General features: G+C 47.2%; 27 protein-coding genes and 9 pseudogenes. 17 read left to right on the top strand and 19 right to left on the bottom strand.

Translation table 11 applies throughout. The features are described from left to right. Window positions 1-66: 66 nt before the first annotated feature. The 7 genes from HV213_RS05610 to HV213_RS05580 all read right to left on the bottom strand — a co-directional run bounded on the left by HV213_RS05610 (window position 67) and on the right by HV213_RS05580 (window position 3224). Window positions 67-456 carry a TA system toxin CbtA family protein gene (locus HV213_RS05610; protein WP_049238634.1) on the bottom strand — a complete coding sequence of 130 codons (390 nt, stop codon included), beginning with the start codon at window positions 454-456 and terminating at the stop codon, window positions 67-69. Between the two features lie 56 nt (window positions 457-512). Beyond that, the gene (locus HV213_RS05605) at window positions 513-872 is read right to left on the bottom strand and encodes a type IV toxin-antitoxin system YeeU family antitoxin (protein WP_049238636.1); all 360 of its coding nucleotides are present in this window, start codon (window positions 870-872) and stop codon (window positions 513-515) included. 24 nt (window positions 873-896) lie between these two features. Beyond that, window positions 897-1118, bottom strand: a complete 222-nt coding sequence (locus tag HV213_RS05600; RefSeq protein WP_049238638.1) for a DUF987 domain-containing protein — start codon at window positions 1116-1118, stop codon at window positions 897-899. 13 nt (window positions 1119-1131) lie between these two features. Next, window positions 1132-1611 carry a RadC family protein gene (gene radC, locus HV213_RS05595; protein WP_049238640.1) on the bottom strand — a complete coding sequence of 160 codons (480 nt, stop codon included), beginning with the start codon at window positions 1609-1611 and terminating at the stop codon, window positions 1132-1134. A gap of 11 nt (window positions 1612-1622) precedes the next feature. Next, complete coding sequence (locus HV213_RS05590) at window positions 1623-2066, bottom strand: antirestriction protein (protein WP_049238643.1); 444 nt, start codon at window positions 2064-2066, stop codon at window positions 1623-1625. 79 nt (window positions 2067-2145) lie between these two features. After that, the gene (locus HV213_RS05585) at window positions 2146-2403 is read right to left on the bottom strand and encodes a DUF905 domain-containing protein (protein ID WP_049238645.1); all 258 of its coding nucleotides are present in this window, start codon (window positions 2401-2403) and stop codon (window positions 2146-2148) included. Next, a complete protein-coding gene (locus HV213_RS05580; RefSeq protein ID WP_049238647.1) occupies window positions 2400-3224 on the bottom strand; it encodes a DUF932 domain-containing protein in 825 nt (274 codons plus the stop codon). Before HV213_RS05580 ends, HV213_RS05585 begins: the two co-directional genes overlap by 4 nt. Before the next feature lie 624 nt (window positions 3225-3848). Here HV213_RS05580 and HV213_RS05575 point away from each other — a divergent pair. After that, window positions 3849-4481 (top strand): inovirus Gp2 family protein, encoded by a 633-nt coding sequence (locus tag HV213_RS05575; protein WP_049238458.1) that lies wholly within the window; start codon window positions 3849-3851, stop codon window positions 4479-4481. A gap of 234 nt (window positions 4482-4715) precedes the next feature. Beyond that, window positions 4716-6173 carry a YfjI family protein gene (locus HV213_RS05570; protein WP_014837274.1) on the top strand — a complete coding sequence of 486 codons (1458 nt, stop codon included), beginning with the start codon at window positions 4716-4718 and terminating at the stop codon, window positions 6171-6173. A gap of 342 nt (window positions 6174-6515) precedes the next feature. Here HV213_RS05570 and HV213_RS05565 read toward each other — a convergent pair whose 3' ends face one another. Continuing rightward, the gene (locus HV213_RS05565) at window positions 6516-7382 is read right to left on the bottom strand and encodes a hypothetical protein (protein ID WP_044350485.1); all 867 of its coding nucleotides are present in this window, start codon (window positions 7380-7382) and stop codon (window positions 6516-6518) included. 112 nt (window positions 7383-7494) lie between these two features. Here HV213_RS05565 and HV213_RS05560 point away from each other — a divergent pair, with 112 nt between their 5' ends. Then, the gene (locus HV213_RS05560; RefSeq protein WP_044350487.1) at window positions 7495-7737 is read left to right on the top strand and encodes a helix-turn-helix transcriptional regulator; all 243 of its coding nucleotides are present in this window, start codon (window positions 7495-7497) and stop codon (window positions 7735-7737) included. 302 nt (window positions 7738-8039) lie between these two features. Next, on the top strand, window positions 8040-8246 hold the full coding sequence (locus HV213_RS05555) for a helix-turn-helix transcriptional regulator (protein WP_047725194.1): 207 nt from the start codon (window positions 8040-8042) through the stop codon (window positions 8244-8246). A gap of 118 nt (window positions 8247-8364) precedes the next feature. Here HV213_RS05555 and HV213_RS05550 read toward each other — a convergent pair. Beyond that, a pseudogene (locus tag HV213_RS05550) lies at window positions 8365-8691 on the bottom strand (transposase domain-containing protein); the annotation flags it as partial. Window positions 8692-8797: 106 nt separating this feature from the next. Then, window positions 8798-9103, bottom strand: a complete 306-nt coding sequence (locus HV213_RS05545; protein WP_042933968.1) for a HigA family addiction module antitoxin — start codon at window positions 9101-9103, stop codon at window positions 8798-8800. A 24-nt stretch (window positions 9104-9127) separates the two neighbouring features. Between HV213_RS05545 and HV213_RS05540 the strand changes: the two are divergent. The 4 genes and pseudogenes from HV213_RS05540 to HV213_RS05525 form a co-directional block, all read left to right on the top strand. Then, window positions 9128-9400: pseudogene (locus HV213_RS05540) on the top strand (transposase domain-containing protein); the annotation flags it as partial. Between the two features lie 439 nt (window positions 9401-9839). Further along, entirely contained in the window at window positions 9840-9986 is a 147-nt protein-coding gene (locus HV213_RS33205) for a hypothetical protein (RefSeq protein WP_014837269.1), read from the top strand. 15 nt (window positions 9987-10001) lie between these two features. Further along, window positions 10002-10715 carry an EAL domain-containing protein gene (locus HV213_RS05530; protein ID WP_042933967.1) on the top strand — a complete coding sequence of 238 codons (714 nt, stop codon included), beginning with the start codon at window positions 10002-10004 and terminating at the stop codon, window positions 10713-10715. 222 nt (window positions 10716-10937) lie between these two features. Then, entirely contained in the window at window positions 10938-11525 is a 588-nt protein-coding gene (locus HV213_RS05525; RefSeq protein ID WP_047683733.1) for a LuxR C-terminal-related transcriptional regulator, read from the top strand. A 4-nt stretch (window positions 11526-11529) separates the two neighbouring features. Here HV213_RS05525 and HV213_RS33700 read toward each other — a convergent pair. The 5 genes and pseudogenes from HV213_RS33700 to HV213_RS05505 form a co-directional block, all read right to left on the bottom strand. Continuing rightward, window positions 11530-11622 (bottom strand): annotated as a pseudogene (locus tag HV213_RS33700) (IS5/IS1182 family transposase); the annotation flags it as partial. A gap of 331 nt (window positions 11623-11953) precedes the next feature. Continuing rightward, entirely contained in the window at window positions 11954-12991 is a 1038-nt protein-coding gene (locus HV213_RS05520) for a fimbrial protein (protein ID WP_181484968.1), read from the bottom strand. Further along, entirely contained in the window at window positions 12988-15549 is a 2562-nt protein-coding gene (locus HV213_RS05515) for a fimbria/pilus outer membrane usher protein (protein WP_014837265.1), read from the bottom strand. Before HV213_RS05515 ends, HV213_RS05520 begins: the two co-directional genes overlap by 4 nt. Window positions 15550-15624: 75 nt before the next feature. Next, window positions 15625-16353 carry a fimbrial biogenesis chaperone gene (locus HV213_RS05510; RefSeq protein WP_042933963.1) on the bottom strand — a complete coding sequence of 243 codons (729 nt, stop codon included), beginning with the start codon at window positions 16351-16353 and terminating at the stop codon, window positions 15625-15627. 81 nt (window positions 16354-16434) lie between these two features. Next, window positions 16435-16992 carry a fimbrial protein gene (locus HV213_RS05505; RefSeq protein ID WP_044349215.1) on the bottom strand — a complete coding sequence of 186 codons (558 nt, stop codon included), beginning with the start codon at window positions 16990-16992 and terminating at the stop codon, window positions 16435-16437. A gap of 682 nt (window positions 16993-17674) precedes the next feature. On the opposite strand from HV213_RS05505, the gene HV213_RS33695 reads away from it, so the two are divergent. Both HV213_RS33695 and HV213_RS05495 read left to right on the top strand, forming a co-directional pair. After that, on the top strand, window positions 17675-17737 hold the full coding sequence (locus HV213_RS33695; RefSeq protein ID WP_071846184.1) for an MbeD/MobD family mobilization/exclusion family protein: 63 nt from the start codon (window positions 17675-17677) through the stop codon (window positions 17735-17737). Between the two features lies 1 nt (window position 17738). Next, window positions 17739-18212: pseudogene (locus tag HV213_RS05495) on the top strand (IS66 family transposase); the annotation flags it as partial. Window positions 18213-18245: 33 nt separating this feature from the next. On the opposite strand, the pseudogene HV213_RS05490 reads toward HV213_RS05495, so the two are convergent. Beyond that, a pseudogene (locus HV213_RS05490) lies at window positions 18246-18450 on the bottom strand (IS630 family transposase); the annotation flags it as partial. 141 nt (window positions 18451-18591) lie between these two features. Here HV213_RS05490 and HV213_RS05485 point away from each other — a divergent pair. Further along, on the top strand, window positions 18592-19248 hold the full coding sequence (locus tag HV213_RS05485) for a hypothetical protein (protein ID WP_125295935.1): 657 nt from the start codon (window positions 18592-18594) through the stop codon (window positions 19246-19248). 87 nt (window positions 19249-19335) lie between these two features. Here HV213_RS05485 and istA read toward each other — a convergent pair. Beyond that, a pseudogene (istA, locus tag HV213_RS05480) lies at window positions 19336-20082 on the bottom strand (IS21 family transposase); the annotation flags it as partial. Here istA and HV213_RS05475 point away from each other — a divergent pair. Together HV213_RS05475 and HV213_RS05470 are read left to right on the top strand one after the other, a co-directional pair. After that, window positions 20081-20266, top strand: a pseudogene (locus HV213_RS05475) (fructuronate reductase); the annotation flags it as partial. The pseudogenes istA and HV213_RS05475 sit on opposite strands and share 2 nt — an antisense overlap. A gap of 13 nt (window positions 20267-20279) precedes the next feature. Beyond that, window positions 20280-20627 (top strand): hypothetical protein, encoded by a 348-nt coding sequence (locus HV213_RS05470; protein ID WP_122117646.1) that lies wholly within the window; start codon window positions 20280-20282, stop codon window positions 20625-20627. Here HV213_RS05470 and HV213_RS33195 read toward each other — a convergent pair. After that, window positions 20514-20831, bottom strand: a complete 318-nt coding sequence (locus HV213_RS33195; RefSeq protein ID WP_014837258.1) for a hypothetical protein — start codon at window positions 20829-20831, stop codon at window positions 20514-20516. The two genes, HV213_RS05470 and HV213_RS33195, sit on opposite strands and share 114 nt — an antisense overlap. Before the next feature lie 209 nt (window positions 20832-21040). On the opposite strand from HV213_RS33195, the pseudogene HV213_RS05465 reads away from it, so the two are divergent. Continuing rightward, window positions 21041-21741, top strand: a pseudogene (locus tag HV213_RS05465) (IS5 family transposase). A gap of 82 nt (window positions 21742-21823) precedes the next feature. Here the strand turns inward: HV213_RS05465 and HV213_RS05460 are convergent. After that, a pseudogene (locus HV213_RS05460) lies at window positions 21824-22153 on the bottom strand (IS66 family transposase); the annotation flags it as partial. Window positions 22154-22236: 83 nt separating this feature from the next. Here HV213_RS05460 and tnpA point away from each other — a divergent pair. From tnpA to tnpC, 3 genes are read left to right on the top strand one after another with little or no spacing between them, the layout of a single operon-like run. Beyond that, complete coding sequence (tnpA, locus tag HV213_RS05455; protein WP_071886350.1) at window positions 22237-22569, top strand: IS66 family insertion sequence element accessory protein TnpA; 333 nt, start codon at window positions 22237-22239, stop codon at window positions 22567-22569. Next, on the top strand, window positions 22556-22936 hold the full coding sequence (tnpB, locus tag HV213_RS05450) for an IS66 family insertion sequence element accessory protein TnpB (RefSeq protein ID WP_014837255.1): 381 nt from the start codon (window positions 22556-22558) through the stop codon (window positions 22934-22936). Before tnpA ends, tnpB begins: the two co-directional genes overlap by 14 nt. Before the next feature lie 42 nt (window positions 22937-22978). Continuing rightward, window positions 22979-24556, top strand: coding sequence for an IS66 family transposase (gene tnpC / locus HV213_RS05445; RefSeq protein WP_042934256.1), 1578 nt, complete (start codon window positions 22979-22981; stop codon window positions 24554-24556). The last annotated feature ends 650 nt before the right edge of the window (window positions 24557-25206 follow it).

The following is a 25206-nucleotide window of genomic DNA, read 5'->3' as shown; positions in this document are numbered from 1 at the left end:
AGAAAAACACCAGCCGCTCAGGGCTGGTGTTTATGTACTTGTGGGATGCGGTTCTTTTTATCCGAATCATCGCTTGCCTGAAGCGTTGGCCTGCGGATGTTGTCCTCTGGTAATAGCCGTCACCTCTTTATACGTGCCACGGTTCATCAGCCCCGCAGCCTTTCTGGCCCGGAGGATATCAATGGGTGTGATAAACGGAGACTGCTCCCTGATGCTGAAGCCTGGCCGGTCAGTGCGGACCAGTTCATACTTTTCTACAATAAAATTCAGGGCATCGGACAGCGAGATACCTGCGTCGATATGCTGCTGAATCACCTGTTCATCACTGAACGGCGTATCGTTAAGCGTGAGACCATAGTGATGTTCCAGCAGGCAGGTCAGCAGGGTCTGCCAGACACCCACGGGAGACGGGCGTGACGATGCCGCCCGCATGAGGGGGGATAATTTGGTTTGCATAAACGTTATCTCTTTAGTGGGAAGATATGTGCGTTGAAGGGCGAAGTATTAAAGTGTTATGCCGTGGTGACGGGAGTGGGATAAATCGCGATATAAACGTAGCCGTGCGAACCGAGCGTATCCGCCTCGCAGGTCAGACCTTTTGCATACAGTGTGACGCCGTGCTGATGACGGGGATTCAGTTCACCGCTGGTGAGCATTAACTCCAGCTGTTTCATCAGTACCGGGAAGGCCTGGTCAAGATAGCGCAAATCCGCATCGCAGAACTGACCATCAAAGTTCGCACGGTCAGCCAGGTAATGCAGGGAGTTTCTCTCCTGGACCAGACGGGCCCCAAAACACGGGGAGACACTGCGTCTGAGCCCCCACCAGGGTTCGCTGATATCATGCGTTGTTATCGTGGTTTTCTTCGACAAAATGTAGCTCTCCTTAAACGTGGATTAATTCAACGTAACGCTGCGCAATACGACATAGGGGCCGTTGCGGTCCTGGCGGCGCTCTGCGAATACGGCCAGTACACCGCTGATATCTTCCACCTCGCGACCGGCATAGTGGCAGATGCTGCCGGACCACGCGTATTTGCCGGTACAGAAGCGGAACAACTGGGACTGTGGATACTGGCGGTATATCGCCATTGCCTGACGTTTACTGATAATTTTCATTAATACTCCTCCCTTATAACCAGCCCCGTTCAGCAAACGAGACGATATCCATTCCGCCGATGACGAGGTGGTCCAGGAGACGCACATCCACAAGGTCCAGAGCGTTCTTCAGACGCTCTGTCACCCGTCTGTCAGACTGGCTGGGTTCGGCATGGCCTGAAGGATGACAGTGAGCAACAATCAGCGCTGCTGCATTGTATTTCAGGGAGGCCTTCACCACTTCCCGTGGATGGACTTCGGTATGGCTGATGGTGCCTTTGAACAGCGTTTCGTGCGTAATCAGCCGGTGCTGGTTATCCAGCAGCAGCAGAACAAATGCCTCTCTTTCCTCCATTGTCAGCTGAAGACGTAACCAGTCACGTACTGAGCTGCTGGAGGTAAATGACGCGCCGGGCTCGCGTAACTGGCGCTCCAGCAGAGCCAGCGCCTCGCGGATGGTCTGTTGTGCGGAGGCTGTCAGTTCATACGCAAACAACGGTAACTGTTTTTCCATGGTGCAGGACCTCAGTCGATGATGTACATAATGGCGTTGCGTTCAGGATGGTTCAGCGCGTAATCCCGCAGACGGTAATAATGCTCCGTCATGGCATCACACTCCGTGCGGCAGGCATGGTGGCTGTAAGCCATCAGACAGGATGCAATCCCGGCAGCTTCAGCACTCATATCAGCGCCGTTACCACTCAGGATATTAAACAGCGACCAGGGACCTTCATTCTCTTCCGGAGCCATGAAAGCACCACCGTTGCTGAGAGTGTAAAAGGCCCAGACGCCACCGTTGTAATCCGCACACAACCGGTCCATCCAGGCAAAAATGTGGGGTTCGAGGGTTATCCACTGCGGGATACGGCCAAAATGCTGAGGCCAGAAACGAAGGCGCTGTTCATCTTTAACAGGTGTGGCACAAAGAGTGTCTGTCGGAATGGTGTTATCCGTTAATGCGTTGTTCATGATTAATAACTCCGGAAATAAAAAAACCAGCCGGTCAGAGCTGGCGGGAAAGGCTGAGACTAAAGTCTGTTAAGACCGGTCAGGACCTGCGGATGCCATAACGTGCGATGTAGCGATTCAGCATCACTCCGGCTTCAGGTTCAAAGTTCCATGCCCGCCAGACCATCACACCTTCACAACGGATAACCAGACGAAAATGCATCCCCTGGTCGTCTTCAATGGCGATATTGTCATATTGTGCTGCAATGCCTGAGGCCTGCTCACGCGTAAACGGGCCGGAGGGAAGGTGTGGGTGGCTTTCTGTGTTCACGGGTATGTTTCTCCTCGTCGAAGTCATGCCTGTCCCAGCAGTTCGAGCATATTCTCTGCCATCACCCACAGCGCACGGTTAAGCTTCACATCGCCGTCGATACCGTTCACAGCACGGGTACGGTTGCTTCGCCCTTGTGCGGTGCGCCCCGAGAGTCCTCCCTTCATCAGGTTCTCCTGCACCCGCTGATACACCGTCCAGAGGTCATCACTGCGGTCTTCGTAACGACGTGGCGTCAGTATCTGAGCAGTAGTTACGGGGTGGTGGTCTTCACCAAAACGATAGTGCAGAGCAGCCCTCGCCATCGCCTGCTGCGCTGGTGGCGGTAACAGAGCCGACTGCATGGCATCACGTTTCTCCTCAACCCGGTCAAATATCCCCAGTACCTCATAAGCCCCTTCAATAACTTTCTCCACCACATCCCCTTTATGTGGCACCCGCACTTCGCCGAATGACTGCCCGCAGACCAGCCCGTTGGTGCAGACGCCACGAAACAATCCCGGCAACATCTGATAGCTGGGTGAGCCATCATGTGAATTGAGGAGGATAATTTCGGGAACCTGATGTCCGGTAAGTTGCCCGGTACGACGCAGGCGCAACATATGTTTGGTGTGCTCCCGTCGGCCCTGGTCACGTACGCGGGTCTGGCAGGCAAAGAAAGGCTCAAAACCTTCCCGCTGCAGATTATCAAGAATAGTGATGGTCGGTATCCAGGTATATCGGTCACTGCGGGATTCGTGTTTATTCTCACTAAAAACACTGGGGACGTATTGCATTAATTCTTCACGGGTTAACGGGCGGTCGCGCCGTACCTGATTTACCCGTCCAAAACGACTGGCTAGTTTCATGATGAGCTCCTTAATTTATCTCTTTGCACCAAACGGCTTAACCTCAGAAGAATAGATATATGCTTCGAGGAATAACGGATTTTCACCAAAGTAATATAGGTTCAAATTTACCCATAACTTAATAAAAAAATCCCAAACATTATATGTGATAACTCCAGAGCAATTTGATGGCTAAAAAGGTATAAAAATCATGAATATCGTTAATTCCTTCCTTTATTGCAACTTCAACCCCGGACTAAAGAACAGTGGCGTTTGTCTATGTATGTATATAGATGTGTATATAGATGTGTATATAGATGTGTATATAGATGTGTATATAGATGTGTATATAGATGTGTATATAGATGTGTATATAGATGTGTATATAGATTATATGATACATATCGACACATATAAAACAATGCCTGTAGATTAATAAACATGAGAACATATGTAATTCAATACATTGAAACAAAAAAACATTCCATCACTAATACAACAACGCTCATGTATATAACTCGGTAAGTAAACATATACCGTATGCATAATGCATATGAACAATACAAGCGTAGAGAAAGTGATTTAATTAAATAATCAACTCTACTACGACTAACACTTTCGAAATATAAAAAGGAAATAAATAGTATGTACGAATATATCACCTCTCACGGAAAATTGAATCAATACCATTTAAAGAAAATAGAACAAACTATTGATAAAGCATTAAGTGAACACCCAAGAGTATTGGCTGTAAGAATAGATTTACATACTCCTGTTCTCAAACCATTAAATGACATGCCTGATGAGGCTAATTTCGCAAGGACAGATTCATCAGTAATATCCCGCTTTACGGATTCTCTGAAAGCAAAAATTTCACATCATCTTAACAAACGGGAGAAAGAGGGTAAACGCGTTCGTAAAACATCATTACGCGTTGTCTGGGCCAGAGAGTTTGTACCTGATTCACATAAGAAACATTATCACGTATTACTGTTACTCAACGGGGACACTTTCAATACACTGGGAGCGTACGATAGTAAAAAAGGTACACTCCTCCGCCTTATACGTGAGTCATGGATGAGTGCTGTCAGTTTCATATATCCCCCCGATAAAGAGTTAGTCCACACACCCAGGAATCCTTGTTATTACCTGAATGCAAAGGATGGCAAGAAAAGTGAGTCATATGGCTCGCTGATTTACCGGACAAGTTACTTTGCAAAAAAGAAAAGCAAATGCTTTACAGATGGTGAACGTAATTTTGGATGTAGCTTTAAATAATGGCATCACAAATTATCTATTTCCCCATGAGCAAAACAGACCAGTACAGGGCTGTTCATGACTCATATCTGTACAGTATCAGGTAGCAAAACAATCCTGACTAAAAAATATCAATCCAAATAAAGCTAATTTGGCCTGATGGTTTTCTGGTGTATTCCAAATAGCAGCCAGGTAGCATATTCTCATTACCGGAAGGAGATATCCTTTAAATAAACCTGACATGAGAGATAAGATATGAGTGTTGGATGTTCGCTTAATGATAGAAATAACAATCCTGTAAATTTTTTTCCTCCCATTTTAAGAGATGCCGTGGAGGAGATAGAAAGAGAACTACAGGCTCCGGTAGAACTCATTGAAACAGTTGTTCTGGCTGCTGTATCACTGGCATGCCAGGGGGTAATAAAAATACAACATCCAGACGGGAGAGTGAGCCCTTGCCCAATGTATTACACCGTTATTGCTGACTCTGGAGAGAGAAAAAGTGCCGTATTTAAATTAGTCACACAACCATTTTTTGATTTTGAAAAGGAATCACGTCAAAAATATACGTTATTAATGCTGGATTACAATGCAGAACTTCAGTCATGGAAAAGTCAGGAGAAAGCACTATTGAAAGTGATTAGTAAAAAAACCGAGAAAGGAATTGATGTTGAATACGATACTCAGAGCATGAAAGAGCTTTACCGAAAAAAACCGCAACCACCCGCATTGCATAAGTTGATCTACAGTGATACGACACCAGAAGCGCTACAGCAGGGACTCTGCAGTCATGTGCCTTCATCGAGTCTTATGTCGGATGAGGCCGGTATTTTCTTCAAAGGACGTGCAAAGAATAACCTGGGATTTTTAAACCTTTTATGGGATGGAGCTCCGTTTGATATAGAACGAAAAAGTGGCAGGTGTAGTATGGATGAATGTATGTTTACAATGTTATTAATGATTCAGTCCAGTGAGTTTAAAAAATATATCAAACTTCAGGGGGATTATGCAGTAGGCTCAGGGTTTCTGTCCCGTTTTATGATAACCGGAGTAACTTCAAAAAGAGGTCACCGCAGCTCTGTTAAGAATAACAGTAAAAGTAACACCATCAGGTTTCATGACAGAATAAAGGAACTACTGCTGCTTTCTGAAGAGAGGTACAAAAATAATAAAAAGCATAAATATCTATACTTATCCGAAGAGGCTCAGTCAGCACTCGGTTTAGTATATAAACATATTGAATCACGTATACTTAAAGACAGAGAGAAACATCCTGTTGTAGAAGGCATGTTGTCTAAGATGCCTGAAAATATTGTCAGACTGGCTGGGGTTTTTCATCTTTTTAGTGATGAGCACGGAAATGAAATATCTGAAAGAACCATTCAGGCAGGTGCGAAAACAGCGTATTTTTATTATCAACAGGCTCTTGATGCTATCTCATCATGCTCAGATTCAATAGAGCATAACGCTGATATATTGTACAAATGGTTATTAAAATACAAGGATCCTGATGTTAATTACCCTCAAATATTAAACACTCCCACCATTCTGAATAAAATGATAGTAAGGAGAAAAGGCCCATATGCTCTAAGAAACTCAAGAAAACTTAACGATGCGCTAGCTTATCTGGAAGAAGATGAGAAAATAAGAATTGAAAAAATTAAAAATAGTAATGGCAGCACCAGCGAAATAATACATATCCATCGTCATTGATGTCAACTGCACTGCTATCAGTTGCTACCAGTAGCAACTGATAGCAGTGATTAAGATATGTTGAATATTTCAAATGGAGTGGCAATAAATTGATATATATGATGTTTTTGAAAATATATAAAAACTTTTTTTATAAAAATATTATTTTCAGGGATGGTGTTCCAGGCGGGAAAAACATCAGTTATCACTGTCACCTCCGGACATTATCATATTAATTTTATACTATTCTAAGTTTGCAAAGAAAAATAATGCCCTTCCCTGGTCAAGTGTTAAGCATACTTGTGAATACATGAGATATGGAAGGGCATTGGAGATGCAAAAAGTTATTTTTAAATCAATTAATTAACGCTTATTCTTATTTCGAATAAATTTATCATAATTGTCCCGCAGGTCGTCCAATAACCATTTATCGATTCTATTACGTAATGTGTTTTCCCTTTTTATTGGATCTCCCTTCCATTTTTCGGAATTGTGTTCTCCATCAAGTTTTACAACGAGTGGGATAATGGTATCAATGAATTGCCTCTTGCTTTCCCAACCACCTTCAGGGGAATGATCGGACAGCGCTGAAGATATATATGGCTTTAGATAATCGAGATCTTTTAATTTTTTCTTTCCGCCAAGGCTTGATGCTGATTTTCTTTTAATTCTATCAAACCTTTCATTTAATCTAAGCCAATCACCAGTCTTTGCTTTATCATTTCTGTCTGCGGCGTAGGTGATATAAAGTAGTGCATAAAGTAAAAACTCGCAACTATCTTTTTTATTGCCATTTGATAAAATATACTCACTCCAGTAAAAATCCTTAAACCCCATAAAAAGATAATGTAACCAGAAGTTTTCATCCACTAATTTGATAATTCCAGAAATTCGACCGTCAAACATTTCTTTCTGTATACTGGCCCGAGCCTCAGCGTAAGTTTTTTTATAGACATACGGTTTTGGCACAATAATTCCATTAACATCATTAAATTCCTGTAGTAAACGGAAATTATCTGGATGGGATTCATCAACAATTCTCTCCGGCAGTACCTCCTCGATGGTCTTAAATTCCTCAATAACCTCATAAGCTTTTTCACGCATTGTTATCAGTTCATCGTATTGGACTGAACCTTTCAGCTTTGTTACTAACGCTTCAAGCTTCTCTTCAAAAGCCTTGCGTATGTCTTGATATATTTCATCCAAAGAATCGCAACTCACATTATCCATAAAAAGTAAAGCCCCCTGAAGTGATTTAACTGCTCATTTACTTAAGGCCTATTGTAGCCTGGCATTTGTTGGCAACATAGTCCCTGTCTAAAACGCAAAAAAGGTATTGATTATGTCTCAAAGTAACTCAACACAGCAGACAGTAAAGTATGTAAATCCAGCTAAAATGCTCAGGATCAAAGATGTCATGGAAAAGCTAGGCATCGCTCGTGCGACCATCTATGACTGGTTAAACACCAAATCACCACGATATGATCCAACTTTTCCCATCCAACGTCGCCTGGGCACTAAATCAGTTGGCTGGCTGGAGTCAGAACTGGACGACTGGATAAATAATCGCCCGATGTCAATCTGATATTGTAGCTGTAATGCTAATACCATCTATTCAATATTTATTGCTGTTGCCAGATCAACTCATGTCAGCATATAGGTAAGTTAACGATATATAAAAAATCGCTATTAATTCATGATCCATCCTGAATGATGATACTTATAATATCCGAAGGTGATTTTTCTTCGCACAGTTATATTTTAAAGGTAAAGTTTAGAAAAAAATCAGTCTAAACTTCAAACAACTCCAGATATTGTATATTTACCGAAAGAGAATTAATAATGAAAGAACATGCATCAGTATTTAATCATAAAAATAATAATCACATGTCAGATACAGACCTCACAAAAGATCGCCTCGTTAATATGGCCTTTATTACTGCTTACACTGGATTAACAGACAAATGGTTTTATAAACTCATCAAGGACGGTGAATTCCCGAAGCCGATTAAATTGGGCCGTAGCTCCCGCTGGACTGAAAGTGAAGTAAAGACATGGTTAAAACAGCGTATGGAAAAATCAAGAGGAAACTAACCATGCATGCAAAACGTAGAGGCAGAAAAAGCGTATTACGCTTCCATCGGGAACAAGGATCTGGCAGCCTGAACTCCCGAACTTAACTCACTCCAGGAAAACCGGGGCGGTTCAGGCGTGTTTTTTCAAAGACCAGACGGATGACATCGGCTTCCAGTCGCTGACGAGCCTGAACAACGGCGCTGGGTGCCACAAAGGGACGTTTACCAGGCAGAAGAATATCAAGGTGTGAGACTATCTGGTTCATGGACAGGGAACGAAACAATGCCATTCCGGTCACGGCCCAGACCATCATCTCCATCGGAAGCCGACGTTTGCGAATAGTGACGATACCTGTATCGGCGAGGCATTCATCAATGAGTTCAGGTGAAAGCAGTTCAGAAAGCGCAGAAAACGCCTCCGGTGTAAAATTATGAACGGTGTTGAGTACCTGACTGAGAAGCATAAAAAAATCCGGAAACGAATGAACATTTCCGGATTCTTACACAGCCACTGGATCGGTCAACCGATCCTTAACTGATCGGCATTACGCCGATAGTGGCGGGTTTCTTTTATGCGCTGGTCTTTGCGTCGCTTCCTGTGCCATACAGCACGATATTTGAGGTGTCTATCTCGCTTTCAAGCTGGCGTAAGTCGAAGGCACTTTGAAGTCTGAGCCAAAACTCAGGCGTACTGCCTAGCGCAGCAGATATTCGAATGGCAAGTGCGGGAGTTAATGCAGTTTTTCCAGCCAGAAGGCGAGATACGGTTGCTGGCGTAACCCCAATATTGAGAGCAAATCGACAACCGCTAATCCCCATATCAGCTAAATCCCTGGCGATCATCTCTCCGGGGTGGGAGATTTTAAACTGTCTCATCAATGATAATCCTCATAGTTCAGAAGGTTCGTGGATGACGGCGCGCTGCCGCTGGATAATAACCGGTGCGAACGGGCGATCCGGCAGGTGGTGATGGGGCGGAATACGTGGCTGTTCGCCGGATCGTTGCAGGCGGGGCATCGTGCTGCTGCCATCATGAGCCTGCTGGAAACAGCGCGGCTGAACGGCGTGGAGCCGTATGGCTGGCTGAAATCGGTGCTGGAGCGCCTGCCTTCATTACCGCAGGAGAGGCTGCACGAACTGTTACCCTTCGCGAAAAATCTCCTGATCGACTGACTGGAACTGTGGAATGCAGAACCGGTCACTGTCGTCAATGTGCGTTCACCGGAACGTTACATTCAATAGCCTGATCCTATTGTTTGAGAATTATTGATTACCATAATCAATAGGTATAAACAAAGAAAAGTGTTAAATAAATCGTTTATAACGATTATACATTTTGGCTAAATTTTATATATTATGTGTCAAAATATAATGTTTTTAGTCAATAATGATTCCGCGGTGGATTTTAGTAAAATTCTGGCGCGAAATGCAGTAGTGGGAAAAGCAGGTTCCGTTCAGTATCAGGGCTGAACTGACCAAGGGTGGGGGGCAAACACTGATGGTTACCTTCAGCATTATTAATCTCATCTAGGATGCAACGGTTATTTTGCACACTTCTGACAGAGGTTTTGGGATATTGATATCTTCTTCAGCCCCAACAGCTTGGATCCCGATGAACAACCCGGCCACTCTTGGCTGTGTCAACGGCAGCGTCATTGAAAGTCATTTTCTGGCCAGCCTGAAATGGCGCACCTACGCAGCTCTGACCAGAATAGGTGCTTTTAATGCATCGGCTAATGTTGATGTCACCTTCAAATAACCTAAGGGGCTATTAATGCTCACTACACCCAATATGCTGGCTGATGTATATTATGTTTTTCAACCCATGTTCGGTCGTGACGGAAATATTGTTGCCGTAGAGTGTCTGACCCGTCTAACGGACGCCCCCTTGCCCATGGAGGAATTTTTTCGTCAGATATCTGTCACACTACGCTCGCAGATCCTTCTGCAGCAGATTTCGCTTGTTGAAAAGCATCGGTCGTGGTTTCATCAGAATGATATTATTGCTACAGTGAATGTTGATGAATCAACATTACAGATACTGACTGATGACGCTATAATACAATGGGTAAGAAAAATCGGTTGTCTGCATTTTGAAATGAATGAGTTTTCTGAATCGCTGGTGAAATCCGGGTCAATCATTAACACTCTAAATAAAGAGTATTCACTCTGGATGGATGATTTCGGTGCAGGGTATGCAGGTTTTATGGCATTAGAAAATAATTCATTTCAAAATATAAAGATTAGTAAAAACCTTCTGTGGAATTTATCTGCGCAGAACGGCGGGCAGGACCTGATGTGTGCATTATTAAATTACTTCCATGTAAATAATTATAAAGTGGTCATTGAAGGTGTTGAGACTTTGCACTATGTTTCATGGTTAAAAGATATGCCATGGTTCGCTTTACAGGGATATCTGTGGCCAGAGAAAAGGATTGATGAACTTATCACGACACCACAGAGGGTAAAAACAGAAATTACACTATGAGTGTTAACTCTACTCCGTTTATAGTTCACTCCTGATCACAGAAGTAAACATGTTTATTAACGGAGCTTATGATGGTCGAATCTGGCCGTAGTAAACCGTGAATTTGTGCTCAAATTAAACAGGGAAGTAAGTTCGGAACATCTCGGAATAAAAGATCGGGTTGTGTGAGATATGCACTAGGATAAATATTTAAGAAATGTAGACCATACGTAGGATATACGGATGAAGAAAATAAAAATCTACACTGAAGATAATATTTCAGGAATGGCAATCCAGTTATTTATCAGCAGTATCAATAAAAATATTGATGTATTACCTTTCTCTGAAAGTTGTAACTTTAAAATAGAGAATCACACCAGCAGTATAATTTTTTTTAATTTAGCAAAAGATAACTTGTCCTGCTATGAGAAGATCAAGTTTATCAATAATAATTTATTGAATCCTGTTGATTCTGTACCTGTATTCATAGTTGATAATGTTCAGTCCTTTCCATATTATCGACTAATCCTCTTTTCAAAAATAATTGTTATAGATCTTAAATCTCCGCTTTCAGATTATCAAAAAATACTTGACGGAGTATATCATCGATATATTTACATTCATACTTTAACACAAAGGGAATTAATTATTTTCGACTTAATATCCAGCGAATATGATTGTAAAAAAATATCTTCAATTTTAGATGTTAATTTTAAGACAGTATATTCTCATAGGTTGAAAATCGTAAGTAAACTTAAATTAAAAAACACACATGACTTATATAATTTTATGGTCAAGTTAAAAGCCGATGATGAATTAAATTTTGAATAAAAATCTATCTCAATATGACTTTATTCCAGACGACGAGACCACATGCAAAATGTAACAAGGCTTCGTCATTTTTGCCCTTCTTTTCCCATCGGGTCAGATCCGGCGAAAGTAGTTCTTTAGGCAACCCGACGATGTAATTTAAAATCAGAGTGTTTGGCATTTTCTGCCCACACTGCCAATAATTCAACGCTGTCAGATTTGCGGACCATGCTCTGCTATCAATCCCCCGCATAGATTTATATCCGTCATCCGGTATCAACCCCACGGTGGAAGGATTAACGCGGAATAGGCAGGCGGCATCAGCGCCTGTTTCCTGCCCCGATGTGACAGGCGAGATAATCTCTTTCTGATTTTTTTAGATTATTCATGGGATTCCGTAACAAAAAAGCCAATGGGTAACTCCATTGGCTTTTTCGTCTGAACGCGGCTTAGTTGTACTCGATGGTAAAGGTGGCGGTCGATTTTATATTGCCGCCTTTAATTGTCGAGCCAGTGCGATAGTAACGCGCCTTCAGCGGCAACGTTAGCGTATTGGACTGTTTAGGAATGGTACGTCCGGCATTGACCGCATCACCATTCTTGATCGGCTGGGTCGTATTGCCAGTCAACAGCTGGATGGCAACGCCGGATGCGGTGTTGGCACCAGGTTCGGATTTGATCACGCCAGGAGCATTGGAAGCATCCTGCGTATAGTCAAAACGTACATTGACGATCCCTTGCCCCGCATTGCCCGGCAACAGATCCTCGCCAATGCCACCAACGCAATTAATATTGATATCAAATGCCTTTTCGCCCTGCGTTGAACCTACACCACCAAATGAGGCTGCGGTGACGGTATCCAGATTAACCACCTTGTTCTTGGAACCGCTGTCCACGTTACAAGTCGATGTAACGATTGTCAGACTGTTGGCGTCGACGATCGATTCCAGCATCGGTAAGTTCCGTCCAGAGCCATCCATATAATAAGTCGTGTACTTTCCAGGGACCAGTTGCCCAGAACCGGTTTGTGCGGCGGTTTTAACAATGTCGATCTTGAAATAACCACCGTTCAGGTTGACAGCAATGTTGCCGTTCAACCGCAAGGTATGGGGATAATAGGTACTTATACTCCCCGCTTCTCGGTATAAACGAATCCCGATACCTGGAATATTGGTACTCCACACATTGCTGAAGCTCGTCGGGCTGCCCTGGAGGATCTCCCCAATCGCGTTGCCGCCATTAGTACAACTGCCATACCCAGAGACCGGGTTAATCGTGAACTGAGCGGTGACCAAAGTATCCCCAACCTGGCTGCTTGGTGTAACCAGCACACGCCCAAGATTCATGTTGATCACTTGCGCCTTGTAGCCATTATTGACGTAACAGGCGGCATAAGCACTCTGACCACCTGCCATTAGCAGTCCGAGCAGCATCAGGCATTTCGCTGCCGTTTTATTCAGCGATGGAACACATGTATACTTTATCATTTGCAACTCGCTTCAATAATTTCGTAGTCAGTATTATTAATTTGCGCCTTAGCGCTGTAGCTGACAGAGCACTGCTGCGTTGGCTGTGTGCCCCACTTAATTTGCAACAAACCTTTCTGAGCTTCGGTACGCAAGTAGATACGGCTGCCCTGCCCAACAATGCCGACCACCTGATTACGGGTATCCAGCACTTCGGCGCCAAACGGCAACGCGTTGCCATCAGGGCCGAGTGCATGAATGATCAACGCCTGGCCTTTCGTTGTCTTGAATTCCAACCGGGCAATCGCACCGGCATAGGGTGCAACCTGTTGGCTGCTGCTTTCCAATTCAACGTCGCGCGACATGCCGCTCGGATCGAGCGTTACGCTCGTCATGCGATATGGCGCAACATAAGGAACCACTGCATAACCGTTATCATCGATACGAACGCCTGACGAGTTGGTCACAATCGCGCCGGCGGCGTCCGGGGCTTCCACCAACACCATGGTCTGCCCGCGTTGCGGTGTCAGTGTGACACCACCGCTATGGGCAACGACGCTACCCGATACGCCGATCGAAGATTGACGGTAATCTTTACCATAGCTGTAGGACCCGTTCATCGTGGCAAAACGACTACGGTATTCACCGCTCACACTACTGTTAGTCCCGCCGGAACGATCGTTGGCCAACGTGGCACTATAGCTGATGTTGTTGTCTTCGCCGGTTGAACCATTCAGGCCCACACGACTGCTGTCGTAGCCGTTGTCGGTATAGCCTAGTGAACTATTCAGGCTCAGGGTCTGCGAACCGACGCTGAATGGAACCGACAATGTCAGGTAATAACGAGTCTCATCTCGGTTATACATATCCGTGGTACGCATAGCGGAAAGGCCATAGGTCACACGACTGTAATAGTTGTTATAGCCCACCTGGTATTGCTTGGTGCTCCCACCACGGTTCCAGTAATCACGCACCGAACCGGTGATGTACAAGGAACCGTAATTGTCCCCCAGCCCTTGGTTCAGCGTCAGCTGGTATTCGCTACGCTGGCGGTTAACCGCATCTACGCTCAATCCCTTGCGTTCATTGTCTCGGGAGTAGACGGCATCCTGCAAAGATAGGTAGCCGGAAGTTGAATAGCGATAAGCGGCGATAGTGAAGTTGGTATTAGTTTCGGCCATCAGTTTGCTATAGCTGAGCTTATAACTCTGTCCTGTCTGATCACCTTGCTTCAGTCGGGTATTAGACTGCGTTACGTCGAACGCAAATGCGCCGATCGGTGTCGCAACCGCGCTGCCCACCAGCACTGCGCCATAGCCATCACTGACGATCCCACCTGTGTATCCCGTAATAATGTTGGTAAAACCGCGCTGATAAGTCGCCTGGAACATATCGGGTTCCTTGCTTAAATTATCATCGCGTACTCGACCCGCGGTTATTGCATAACGCTGAATGCCTGGACGAAGCATCTGCGCTACCGAAGCATAGGGAACACTGAACTGGCGTTTGCTGCCATCGGCCTCATTTATGGTAACATTCAGATCGCCGCCGTAACCCGTAGGATAGAGATCGTTGATGATAAACTCGCCCGGAGCAACGGTAGTTTGATAGATTAGCTGGTTATTCTGGCGTATTTCCACCAGAGCATTGCTTTGCGCGACCCCACGCACAACCGGCGCATACCCGTTCAAGGAATCAGGCAGCATGCGATCATCCGTGGCGATCTGAACACCGCGAAAACCTATGGAGTTGAAGAAATCACCGCTGGTGTAACTGTCACCCAATGTCAGCATGCCGCGGATAGACGGCATTGCCCGCTGCGCGTAAGTCGCGGTATTTTGCCAATGAGTGCTGTCGTTAGAACGCCAGTTCACGTTGGAGTCATGACGCAGTTGCCAACCAGCCACGTTCAGCCCGGCGTTCAAAGTTAAGTATGCATTAGTTGAATCAGAATTGCTGCCGTTGGCGGAGCTGTGAGTATTGAACGCATTGAAGTTATACAACAAGCTGCCGGCGGTAATGCCACGATCCCAGAAGCGCGGATCTACATAGCCGCGAGCGCTGCGCCGCAGCGCCGCTTGGGGGATACTGATATCCATGCGCAGTGTACTGGTGTCCAAACGGTAATAGGCTTCAGGCACCCACTGAGCCAGAGTTTTGCACGTCTCGGTATTAACCGCAGGGTCCCCGCTCATTGTCGCGGTGTCTACACCAAACTCATCCAACGACAGTAGGGTAAAGCAGGTATCAGCGCTGTTTTTTCCCGGCACGTTTTTAAAGTCGATGTTTTTTTTGCCTTTCCACTCGCCGTTCACATACACGTCGAGCGAATATTTTCCCGCTAAGATCGGGTTACCATCACGGAAGCGTGAAAGATCCACACCTTGCGCTTCCCCAACCAGGAAGCTACTGTTAAAGGTCGCTTCAACCGGTGCCGTAGGCTTTTTGCTATCAGCCCCTCCATTCGCCCAAGACGCTGCAGGGGCCGCCATACAGAGCGCGCTGCCGCTTAACAGTAGAATCGATTTATAATTGGGCCACGCCATTTTAATCGCTGCAGAGATAGGTAACTCTTTCATATAAAGCATTCCTTTACCAAATTAAGCCCGCTCTCTGAAATAAATTGTTCTGGGCCTGAAACTCTGTTCCAAGAATTACTTTTGCTTATTCTTAGTACGGGACACGCGTCCGCCAAAATCATTAATGGTGGTGTAAGCAATATCAGCAATACGCGTGATGTCACCGGAGAAGGACAATGTTTTTTCCTGCCCAGGTGCCAGCATGTCACCGTTCGGGGCCAATGGCACACGTTTTTGATTTACGACTGCATTAATCTCGGTAAATGACACATAGTACGGCGTTGGGTTTTTCACGCTGACGCCCGCAGTGCTGAAACGCCACTGCAGTTTTTCGGGTGCATCATTCGCTTCCCCCGGCAGACCAGTAGGCCGATATAACAGTTTTACGCGGGAACGGAATGCCACCTGTAAATAGTTTTCAGGTGCACTATTGTTAGCCCCGGTTGGTGCTGGCGGGATCTCCAGTACGTTCAACCAGAACAAGGATTCTTTGTCTTGCGGCAAACTCGCCGTGGTCAATGAAACACGCAGCGCTTGGCCGGTAGTCGGTTCAACACGGCTGATTGGCGGTGAAATGATAAATGGCGCTTTGCTGTTTTCTGGTGTGGTTTTTGCGTCGCCTTCATCAATCCAAGACTGAATAAGTGCCGGTGAAGCACCATTATTTGATAATTGGACGGTAACTTCCCGTTGCTTCCCCGGATAAATAATACGAGTACCGTTAATAATGACACTGGAAAAAACGCTGCTGCTGAACAACATGGCGCTCAGCAATAGGCTGTATTTTTTAAATGAGTTCTTCATTATATTATCGCTACAGTAAGGGAAAACGGTGGGGACATAACATCCCCACCGGGATAAGAATATTTCTTAAAGAAATATTACTTACTGATAAATAATGGTGTACTGGACGGTAGAAGTTACATCACCGGCGCCGGCAGCGCTGGTAGCGTAATATTCAGCGTAGTAGTTCAGGTCAGCAGAGTCACCTTCGTTAGCAACGGTAACCCACTGGGAGTTCTCCTGCGCGCCATTAGTACCAGCAGCAAGGATTGGCAGGAATTGGTTGTTGCTGCCCAGCAACTGAATCTGTACGTTAGTTGCAGCGTCAGTCTGCGCTTGGTTATTCAGACGGCCAGTATTGAAATCAACAGTAGCGCCCGGCTCGAAATAAGTAGCCACATTGCCTTTAGAGCAGTCGCTCAGATTGATCGCGAACGGAGTACGGCCAGCAGTTGCGCTCTGAGCTGCCAGAGTAGAGGCAGAAACAGTTGGCAGAGTTACGGTGAAATCTTTACCGCCTGGGGTGGATATAGTACAAGTTTGGTCAGTCACTCTACCATTGAAAGTAATAGTCCCGTCAGTAGCTTGAGCTGAGAAAGAAGAAATTGCAGCAGTGCTTACAGCCAATGCCAATACAGCAGACAGTTTAGAGATTTTCATATTTAGACTCTCGATGAATTAATACGCTTATAAAGTACATTCAGCGATGCTACTCCTTGTCAGGAATGAAGCACGATGAATCCATTGCTGGACAGAATATAGTCTAAGTGTATTCAGAATGTTAAATCGTTTAAAACAATCGAAAACCACTCATTGTTAGGGGGGGCCTATCAAGAAATGACTATTGATTGGAATTGCAATAGCAAAAATAGGAACAATCTGCTTTTAAACAAGATTAATCGTCCTGTATTTTGCGAAAATACATAAAGGTAAGAATAATATTCCAATATTTTACATTTAGCAACATGTTTAAATGTTTCGACTTTATCACGAATTGCACGTTAAATGGTCTGCCAACACGCTTCGTAAGTAACGCCTAGTGAACTCACATCTTCAAATTTTTTCAGCCCTGTAGCATCGTGGTTATGTTTATTCCCTAAGACAAAAAGCATGCCCCCACACCACCACGTAAAAAATTCAGCATGTCCGTAACTGGTACGTCAGAGGCCTTGCCCTGATTCATATTGTCTCCTGTAAGGTCTTCTCGCCCCTTCGCCTGCCGGATAACGACTTGTCTGCCACTCTGCCACCGGCGCTGCCGGAGGGAATGAAAGCCGAAGCGGGCTGGACGGCGGGCAACGGGAAGCGGAACGCGGTGAAGCTGGTACGGGAGTAGAGCAGGATGACAGAGCTGGAAACACAGTTGCTGAGCGCATTAGAGCAGTTACCCGGTCACTACCCCTAACCGTATCGGGGCTCTGTACGCTATCGAATCGGAGATCCGCGGCAGTCCGGCAGAAGAGCGACTGACCGCCAGGAAAGCCAGAAACATGCCGTTGATGCAGTCACTGTACGACTGGATACAGCAGCAGATGGGCATGCTGTCGCGTCACTCAGATACGGCGAAAGCGTTCACATACCTGCTGAAACAATGGGATGCCCTGAACGAATACTGTCGCAATGGCTGGGTGGAGATAGACAATAATCTGTGTGAAAACGCCCTCCGGGTGGTTGCGCTGGGGCGGCGTAACTATATGTTATTCGGTTCTGATGGTGGTGGCGACAGTGCAGCAGTGATGTACAGCCTGATCGGTAGCTGTAAACTTAACGGCATTGAGCCGGAGGCCTGGCTGCGGCACGTGGTCAGCGTCATCAATACATGGCCTGCCAACCGCGTGAAAGAACTGTTGCCCTGGAACGTAACTCTCTCTGTAAACTAATTTTTACCCCACGTCCTTCACGGTGCGCTTACGCTTCAGCTTCCATTTGTTCAGAAACTCGCTGATATGGCGATCAACCGTCGTCTGATGCAAGTAAAGTCTGAGCAATCATGGCTGAACTCCAGCCCTCGGAGGTCAGAAGAATGGCTTTAATACGATCGCAAACGCGCTTATCACGACTGGAGCCATGAAGACGTTCAAGTTCAGCTTTTTACTGGTCAGTGATAAAGATTTTTATGGTGAACGGCATGATCCCCTCTTGCTTGAAAATCAAGCATCTTCAATGATCACGGGTATATACCCTACAGATTGAAATTGAGCATAAATTAATAAAAATATTTACAGATCCAGATGTATAATAAAATATTTTCAGGAAGAAATGATGTCGTTTATTAACACCCCGTTTATTGCTGTTAAATTTACTGTTCTGGTTTCAGTTTTTACGTTCATTTTGTGGTGTTTTATGCCTGTCCAGACGTTGATTCATCTTGTTCAGGAAGGAGAGTTCATTGAGAGTCTGACATTGTATTTTTATGCTATTGCTCTGATAGTTATAACTCTATCCCCTTCATTCGCAGGTAGAAAATGGACCCGGTGGTCAGTCATTTGTGTATTATTTACAATGATGGCTCGTGAATCTGATTTGCATAAATCGATTAATGGAATGAGTATGCTTAAACTCCGTTTCTGGACCGGTGAACTGCCCTGGCAGGATAAAATTATGGCACTGGTGATTTTGCTGCCGATTGTTCTGGCCTGTTTACATATTTTATCCTGCCACGGGCGTAGGGTCTGGTCGGCGGCAAAAGCACATGAAGGGTACGCAATCACTGTTGTGACTTTTATTTTACTTATCATCGTGACTAATATTATTGATCGCTCCCTTGGTATTCTGAAAGAAGTCTTAGGCTGGCATGGCCCTGCATGGCTGATTGCACTGCAGACTTCTCAGGAAGAGTTTCTTGAGCTTTCTTTGCCTCTTCTGGTACTGATGGCTGTTTTTCAGTATCGCCGTGGTTCCTTGCATTTTCATTAAACTGTTCCATTTTCAGACGACTCAGCAGTACTTCAAGTTCATGCATCACAGCAATCCCTCATAGGCACTTAGCATACTCACCTGCTGTCATAGAAGGGCATGGTGCGCCGGGACGGTTTGCCAGCCAGATAATGCTGAACACAGCCGGTGTGGCGCCACCAGCACTCATCATCCAGTGATGATCCGTATCGAGACCGGCTGCCCGCACAGAGTCTCGGGAACACTGTAACGATTGCCGCCAACCTTGATATAGCTGTCCCAGGACACATGGCGGATGTCGAAGTAGCTGGTATCGAAGTCCGTATCCGGCAACGGCTGCAGATGCTCCTGTTCCAGCGCGAAGCGCTGCTCTGGTGTTTGTCTGAACTGGCGAAGCTCCCGTTTATCAGCAACATCAGCCATCCACTGCTCCAGTTGCTGGTTTACATGGGTGAAGCTGTCGAATCTGCTGTACCGGACGAAGAAGTTCTCCTTAAGATATTTCACCATCCGCTCCACTTTGCCTTTGGTTCTGGCTCTGCGCGGACGGCAGGCCCGTGGCAGGAAGCCATAGTGGTCGGCCAGCAACAGGAACCCGGAGTTGAACACCACCTTTCCGTTGTTATTCTTCATTACTGCAGCTTTCTGGTTATCAACCAGCACGGTTTTCACACTGCCACCGAAGTACCGGAAGGCGCGGACCAGCGACTCATAGGTGTGTTCAGCATCCTGTTTTGGTGCCGCGAAGACATGGAAGCGACGGGAGAACCCCAGCATATTTACCGCGAAGTTAACTTTGCATCGCTGTCCTGCAACCTCCACTTCGATTTCGCCCCAGTCGTGCTGCAACTGGTATCGTCATCTGGCACTGGGTGTGGCAGGCTGGATGCGTTATGTCAGCGGCACGGATGAGCTGCTGGCGATTGAATCCATTTTCGGTGACCACCTGACGAAGCAGCAGGGTTTTGTTGATGCGGTAAAACGTGCGTATCAGCGGTTACTTGATGCCGGTGCCCGTCAGGCCGTCGCCGCACTGTAATCCCGGAGATCTTATGAAACAGTTTCTTTGCGAAGACTTTTTACTGCACAATGACATCACCCGCCGTCTTTATCATGCGTATGCGGCGCAATCAGGCTCTACAATCGAAGAAAGAAGCTTTGGGGTAACCATTTTTTGGTCCCGAGGGTACTTTGTCGATACGGTAGGCCTAAATAAGAGAGTCGGTGAGTCTGGAGTTACAGGGGAAAATCAACTTACAGAAGCCACCTTCTTAGAAGGTGGTCTTTTACTTATTACGGTTCATAACACGCCGCAGCAGCCAGGTAAACCCCATTACCATGCTGAACAGAATAAACAGCAGCAGCACCCAGGTGACCGAGATTTTCAGCAGGGTACTTAGCGTCATACAGAGCTGAAGATACACGGTGAATGAGTGCTCTAACGGCTTTCCCAGTAGCGTCATGATGCCATCCGTCAGCCATACAATTACCCGACAAACCAACCAGATAATCGCTGGCCAGCAGAGCAAAACCAGAAAGGTGAAACGCTCTTGTATGTAATTTATTAGTTGGCGCAAAGGAGGCCAGTTAATCAGAATTTTCATTTATATTCTCATATTGCCAGCCGGTAACATGCATTATTCGTCAAAAGACGTTACCGGGTTAGCGTCCATACAGGTAATGCACCCTTATGTTTTTATCAAATTTGAATTAACTTAAACCAGCTCAAGTTAACAAAGTGTTAATGATGCTAAGAACCCATCCCAAAAGGGATTGTCAGGTAATAAATGATGGAAATTGCTGAGAGCAAAGTATGGCGGGCAACAAGTGGCAGATCAGCGATGAACTCTGGGAGAAAATGGCCCGACTCACCTTGGAACACAAAATTCAGCCCCCACTGTGTACGCATCGCAAGCGCGTTGATAATCGTGCGGCATGAATGCCATTTTCTTTATGTTCAGAAAGATTGCCAGTGGAATGATTTGAATGCTACAGGAATATGCTCGTCAAGCTCAGCCCACCGCCTCTTCCAGGAGTGGCGGGATGCCGGAGTATTTGAACGCTTCTGACAGAATGGACTGCTTGCCTGTGAGCAGTTGGATGCTATTGACTGGTCGTGGCTGTCGATGGATGGCAGCATGACCAAATCACCGCTGTCTGGCTAAAAAAAACAGGCCGAAACCCCACGGACCGCGGGAAACAGGGAGGAAGAGCAGCCTGATGACGGATGCGTACGGGCTGCCACTCGCTGTGGTTGTCGACGACATAAAGCTGGTCGCAGATACTCCCGACGGCAACAGCCGACGCATGTGTAACGGCCCAATCTGTGTGCCCTATGGCCTTTACCAGGATGCCAGCCACAGTACGGTCTGGAATGACACTACCGAAGTACAGTCCCAAATCTCCACAACGGGCAGCGCTCAGTCTCTGGTAGTGTATGGCGCTATTCCCGTCCAGAACTGGCCCAAGCCAGGGGATTATCAGGATACAGTGGTAGTGACACTCAGTTACTAGGGAGACGGCGACCCGGTTGGCGGTCATAATATTACCGATGTTGTGCGTTGGTAAGCGCCCCGTCCTGAACGTGGCGTAAGGATTATTTTACAGGAGAGAGGTTCCAGGGCAGCAGGTCGTGTACCCGGTTTGAGGGCCAGTTGTTGATTTTGCCGATCACCTCACGCAACCAGTTCTCCGGCTCCACACCGTTCAGCCTGCAGGTGCCGAGCAGACTGTAGATGATCGCCGCAGCCTCTCCACCGTTGTCAGAGCCGAAGAACAGATAATTTTTTCGCCCCACGGCCACTGAGCGTAGCGCGTTTTCACCGATGTTATTGTCGATTTCCACCTGACCGTTGCGGCAGTATTCGTTCAGCCCATCCCACTGTTTCAGCAGGTACGCGAACGCCTTTGCCATCTCAGCGTGAACCGTAACGTTCCGGTGAACTCATATTTTCATAATTATTTCAGCAGGTAATATCAGCGCCATCTTTAACTGATGAAGGATGCTTGCTGATGAAACAGCGATGGTTCATTGAACAGAAAAAACAACATGTTGCCAGCTGGCGGGCCAGTGGTCTTACCCGCCAGCAATACTGTGAACTTCACGACATTCCCTTCACTTCCTTTCGTGAATGGCCCCAGGATGTCGCAAAGGCTGAACGACGTGCCAGCGAACCTGCGGTACTGCCTGTTCATATCACCGAAGCATCACCACCTGCTGGATCCTTTTCACCTGCAGTGAATGAACCCGTTACGCTCTTTCTGCCCGGTGGAATACGCATGTGCTGCCATCCTTCACAGCTGAACGATGTCTTCAGGGCGCTCAAATATGCTGATGCCTGAAAATGTCTTCCTCGCCGTGAAGCCCGTGGATATGCGACGTGGCATCGACACGCTGACGCAGTATGTCCAGGATGAGCTCAAATCGTCGTGGCACGAAGGCGCCGCCTTCGTCTTCACCAATAAAGCCCGTTCGCGCATCAAGGTGCTGCGCTGGGATAAACACGGCGTCTGGTTGTGCGTTCGCCGTCTGCATAAAGGCCACTTTCGCTGGCCCCGGGCAAATGAGGCCGCCTGGACCCTCACGCCCGATGAGTTCAGCTGGCTTGTCAGCGGTGTTGACTGGCAACAGGTAAAAGGCCACGACCTCACAAAATGGGTCTTCCGGGATACATCCGGAACCGCATCAAAAACCACCATAACCTTATGAAGAATAATGATTATCCATGCCGGGTGCGATATAATTACCCGCATGGATATCTCCCTTCTCTCCACCACAAACGATATTGAACAGCTTCGTACTCTGGCGCTTGCCATGGTGCAAAACGCCGTGTCTGAGAATGCTGAAAAAGAAGAAAAACTTCGCCAGCAGAATACCACTCTACAGCAACGTATCCTTCTGCTGGAAGAGGCGCTGAAGCTGGCACGCCAGCAGCGCTTCGGGAAAAAGAGCGAAACACTGGCCGGCATGCAGCGCTCCCTGTTCGAAGAGGATATGGATGCGGATATCGCGGCTGTTGAAGCGCAACTGGACACGCTGCTTCCTGCCGAAGAAAAAGCCGCTCCGGAACGTCCGGCGCGAAAACCGCTACCGGCCCATCTTCCGCGGGTCATAAAAACAATCGAACCGGCCTCAACCGAAAGCTGTCCTGACTGCCAGGGTGCGCTGCGCCACATCCGCGATGAAGTGAGCGAAAAGCTGGAATATATCCCGGCCCGCGTCGTGGTTAACCGGTACGTTCGCCCGCAGTATGGCTGCACCTGCTGCCAGCGGGTGGTCAGCGGTGATATGCCTGCGCACATTGTCCCGAAAGGTGTGGCAGAGCCGTCACTCATCGCCCAGCTGGTGATCAGCAAACACTGCGACCATATGCCCCTGTACCGCCAGCAGCCGGTTCTGGCCCGTTCAGATATCCATCTGCCCGTCAGCACGATGGCAGATATGGTCGGCCGTGCGGGGGCGGTGCTGACGCCACTGGCGGAATCACTGCACCGGATACTGCTGACTTGTGATGTGCTTCATGCCGATGAAACGCCTTTGCAAATCCTGGACACGAAAAAAGGCGGTAAAGCCCGTTCCGGCTATCTGTGGACTTACGTCAGCGGTGAAAAAAGTGGTCCGTCTGTCGTCTGCTTCGACAGTCAACCAGGGCGGAGCAGCAAGTACGCGGCGGAATACCTGAAAGGCTGGGCCGGAAACCTGGTAGTTGACGGGTATCCGGCGTATGAAACCCTGGTCGGGCAGAACAAAGGGCTCATGCTGACAGGTTGCCGGGCACATGCCCGCAGAAACTTCGCCGACCTTTATAAAGCTAACAAGGATCCGCGGGCGGCGATGGCGGTCCGGCAGATAGCCGGGCTATACCGGCTGGAAAAGAAGATCCGACACCGGCCAGTGGAAAAGATCCGCCAGTGGCGGCAGCGTTATGCGCGACCCGTGCTGGAAAAACTGTGGCAGTGGCTTGAGCAGCAGAAGGATGCGTGCCCGGAGAGCTCCGCGCTGGGTAAAGCAATCACGTATGCACTCAAACGACGGGTGACGCTCAGCCGCTTCCTGGAGGATGGCGCGTTGCCGCTGGACAACAATCGTTGTGAGAGGGCGATACGACCGGTGGTCATGGGACGTTCAAACTGGCTCTTCGCAGGTTCGGCTGCGGCGGGTGAGCGTGCAGCGAAAATAATGAGTCTGCTGGAAACTGCGAAGATGAACGGTCTTGATCCCCATGCCTGGCTGACGGATGTGCTGCAACGGCTACCGGGCTGGCCGGAAGAGGAGCTGGACGCGTTGCTGCCGCTGCCGGGGTTCGCCTTCGGGGGCGAAGGAGCCTGACAGGAAGCGCCCGATATCCGCACTAAGGACTTGCGCCCCTGACAACGTAAACAGCAACAACCCGCGTCCCACGTAGCTTTAGAGCCACAATACAACTGACTCAGTTCCTGCGCCACAATCGCGAAACAGCTGAACTCAGCACTTCACCACCTGACGAACGTTCCCCGGAGAAATCTGCGATCGGCTTCACAGGACCTGTCAATATGAGTTCACCGGAACGTTACGAAAAATCAGGCTGTGCAGGACAAGTATGGCCGAAATATTTGACAAAGGTCATAAGAGTTTTTTCTGCCAACCGCGACGGCTCTAATGGCCCGCTCTGCGGCATTATTGTGTGTGCCTTGCAAGGCACGATCTTTCCGTCGGTGAAAGTCCGACCCGGCTAACTCTCGCTCCGGCCGGAAGTACAGGGGGCGGTCCAGGAGGTAACAAATGGGCTGAAGCTCTCCCTGAAACGGCTTCTTAAGGAAGTCAACGGGTTATGCGGGCCGTAACGTGAGTGAACACTGAGCAGGCCTCGAAATGCCGTCGTGGGTGCCGACACGCCATAATAACGGGGAAGGCCGACGATGACCGGGAAGAGAGTGAGAAAAGCACCGGCCATACCCACCGGGGTAGTGGTGACAGCACGCATAACGATTGATCGATCG

It is taken from the genome of Klebsiella sp. RHBSTW-00484 (genome assembly GCF_013705725.1).
GTDB lineage: Bacteria > Pseudomonadota > Gammaproteobacteria > Enterobacterales > Enterobacteriaceae > Klebsiella.
This window is presented reverse-complemented; position numbering and strand designations above follow the sequence as displayed.

Excerpts from the sequence above, each read along its gene's own strand:
- HV213_RS05610 (WP_049238634.1), bottom strand. The coding sequence starts at position 456 with ATGCAAACCAAATTATCCCCCCTCATGCGGGCGGCATCGTCACGCCCG.
- HV213_RS05600 (WP_049238638.1), bottom strand. The coding sequence starts at position 1,118 with ATGAAAATTATCAGTAAACGTCAGGCAATGGCGATATACCGCCAGTAT.
- radC (WP_049238640.1), bottom strand. The coding sequence starts at position 1,611 with ATGGAAAAACAGTTACCGTTGTTTGCGTATGAACTGACAGCCTCCGCA.
- HV213_RS05590 (WP_049238643.1), bottom strand. The coding sequence starts at position 2,066 with ATGAACAACGCATTAACGGATAACACCATTCCGACAGACACTCTTTGT.
- HV213_RS05585 (WP_049238645.1), bottom strand. The coding sequence starts at position 2,403 with ATGACTTCGACGAGGAGAAACATACCCGTGAACACAGAAAGCCACCCA.
- HV213_RS05580 (WP_049238647.1), bottom strand. The coding sequence starts at position 3,224 with ATGAAACTAGCCAGTCGTTTTGGACGGGTAAATCAGGTACGGCGCGAC.
- HV213_RS05575 (WP_049238458.1), top strand. The coding sequence starts at position 3,849 with ATGTACGAATATATCACCTCTCACGGAAAATTGAATCAATACCATTTA.
- HV213_RS05570 (WP_014837274.1), top strand. The coding sequence starts at position 4,716 with ATGAGTGTTGGATGTTCGCTTAATGATAGAAATAACAATCCTGTAAAT.
- HV213_RS05565 (WP_044350485.1), bottom strand. The coding sequence starts at position 7,382 with ATGGATAATGTGAGTTGCGATTCTTTGGATGAAATATATCAAGACATA.
- HV213_RS05560 (WP_044350487.1), top strand. The coding sequence starts at position 7,495 with ATGTCTCAAAGTAACTCAACACAGCAGACAGTAAAGTATGTAAATCCA.
- HV213_RS05555 (WP_047725194.1), top strand. The coding sequence starts at position 8,040 with ATGTCAGATACAGACCTCACAAAAGATCGCCTCGTTAATATGGCCTTT.
- HV213_RS05545 (WP_042933968.1), bottom strand. The coding sequence starts at position 9,103 with ATGAGACAGTTTAAAATCTCCCACCCCGGAGAGATGATCGCCAGGGAT.
- HV213_RS33205 (WP_014837269.1), top strand. The coding sequence starts at position 9,840 with ATGAACAACCCGGCCACTCTTGGCTGTGTCAACGGCAGCGTCATTGAA.
- HV213_RS05530 (WP_042933967.1), top strand. The coding sequence starts at position 10,002 with ATGCTCACTACACCCAATATGCTGGCTGATGTATATTATGTTTTTCAA.
- HV213_RS05525 (WP_047683733.1), top strand. The coding sequence starts at position 10,938 with ATGAAGAAAATAAAAATCTACACTGAAGATAATATTTCAGGAATGGCA.
- HV213_RS05520 (WP_181484968.1), bottom strand. The coding sequence starts at position 12,991 with ATGATAAAGTATACATGTGTTCCATCGCTGAATAAAACGGCAGCGAAA.
- HV213_RS05515 (WP_014837265.1), bottom strand. The coding sequence starts at position 15,549 with ATGAAAGAGTTACCTATCTCTGCAGCGATTAAAATGGCGTGGCCCAAT.
- HV213_RS05510 (WP_042933963.1), bottom strand. The coding sequence starts at position 16,353 with ATGAAGAACTCATTTAAAAAATACAGCCTATTGCTGAGCGCCATGTTG.
- HV213_RS05505 (WP_044349215.1), bottom strand. The coding sequence starts at position 16,992 with ATGAAAATCTCTAAACTGTCTGCTGTATTGGCATTGGCTGTAAGCACT.
- HV213_RS05485 (WP_125295935.1), top strand. The coding sequence starts at position 18,592 with ATGATGTCGTTTATTAACACCCCGTTTATTGCTGTTAAATTTACTGTT.
- HV213_RS05470 (WP_122117646.1), top strand. The coding sequence starts at position 20,280 with ATGAAACAGTTTCTTTGCGAAGACTTTTTACTGCACAATGACATCACC.
- HV213_RS33195 (WP_014837258.1), bottom strand. The coding sequence starts at position 20,831 with ATGAAAATTCTGATTAACTGGCCTCCTTTGCGCCAACTAATAAATTAC.
- tnpB (WP_014837255.1), top strand. The coding sequence starts at position 22,556 with ATGCTGATGCCTGAAAATGTCTTCCTCGCCGTGAAGCCCGTGGATATG.
- tnpC (WP_042934256.1), top strand. The coding sequence starts at position 22,979 with ATGGATATCTCCCTTCTCTCCACCACAAACGATATTGAACAGCTTCGT.